The following is a 1045-nucleotide window of genomic DNA, read 5'->3' as shown; positions in this document are numbered from 1 at the left end:
CAAAAGAGGCCGCGTCGCCATCCTCACTGGCTGCGCGCAATCGGTGCTCGATCCCGCCATCAACGACACCACGATTTCGCTGCTGACGCGGCTCGGCGTCGAGGTCGCGGTGCCGCCGGGCGAGGGCTGCTGCGGCGCGCTGGTGCATCATATGGGGCGCGAGCAGGCCGCGCTTGCCTCGGCGAGGCAGAATGTCGATGCCTGGACGCGCGCCATCGAACAAGGCGGGCTCGATGCCATCGTCATCACTGCATCCGGCTGCGGCACGACGATCAAGGACTACGGTTTCATGCTGCGGCTGGATCCGGCCTATGCCGACAAGGCCGCGCGCGTTTCGGCGCTGGCCAAGGACATCACCGAATATCTCTCGACCTTCGATCTGCCTGAACCGGTGCGCAAGCCGGGCACGGTTGTCGCCTATCACTCGGCCTGTTCGATGCAGCACGGCCAGAAGATCACCCGCCAGCCGAAGGAACTGCTGGCCAAGGCCGGCTTCATCGTGCGCGAGCCGCGTGAAGGACATCTCTGCTGCGGCTCCGCCGGCACCTACAACATCCTGCAGCCCGAGATCTCGGCCAAACTGCGCGACCGCAAGGTGAAAAACATCGAGGCGACGGGGGCTTCGATCGTCGCCACCGGCAACATCGGCTGCATCACCCAGATCGCTTCCGCCGCGAAGCTGCCGGTGGTGCACACGATCAAGCTGCTCGACTGGGCCTATGGCGGACCAAAGCCGGAAGGCGTTCGGGAAGAGAGCCTGATCGCCGCGGAGTAGGGCGCCAGCCCCAGCGCTACTCTGCCGCGAGCCTGTCCGCCGTACCGTAGGTCGCCTCATAAAGCGCACGCTGGCGGCTGAGCGCCACCATGGTGTTGCGCAGCAGGATGGCGACCGTGATCGGGCCGACACCGCCCGGCACCGGTGTGATCCAGGAGGCGACCTCGCGCACGCTTTCGGTGTCGACGTCGCCGACGATGCGGCTGGAGCCGTCGGGGCCGATTTCGGAATTGATGCCGATGTCGATGACGGCAGCACCCGGCTTGACCA

General features: G+C 66.2%; 1 protein-coding gene and 1 pseudogene. One reads left to right on the top strand and one right to left on the bottom strand.

The window, feature by feature from the left end:
* Positions 1–775 (top strand): heterodisulfide reductase-related iron-sulfur binding cluster (locus tag EN906_RS35185; RefSeq protein ID WP_245484405.1); only part of this gene is annotated, 775 nt, incomplete at its 5' end.
* A gap of 16 nt (positions 776–791) precedes the next feature.
* Here the strand turns inward: EN906_RS35185 and EN906_RS35180 are convergent.
* A pseudogene (locus EN906_RS35180) lies at positions 792–1045 on the bottom strand (bifunctional 5,10-methylenetetrahydrofolate dehydrogenase/5,10-methenyltetrahydrofolate cyclohydrolase); the annotation flags it as partial.

Origin of the sequence: Mesorhizobium sp. M7A.F.Ca.CA.004.06.1.1 (genome assembly GCF_003999135.1) — a bacterium.
In the GTDB taxonomy this organism is placed as follows: Bacteria; Pseudomonadota; Alphaproteobacteria; order Rhizobiales; family Rhizobiaceae; genus Mesorhizobium.
Note: the sequence above shows the minus strand (reverse complement) of the source record. Positions and strands in the feature narration are given on the sequence as shown.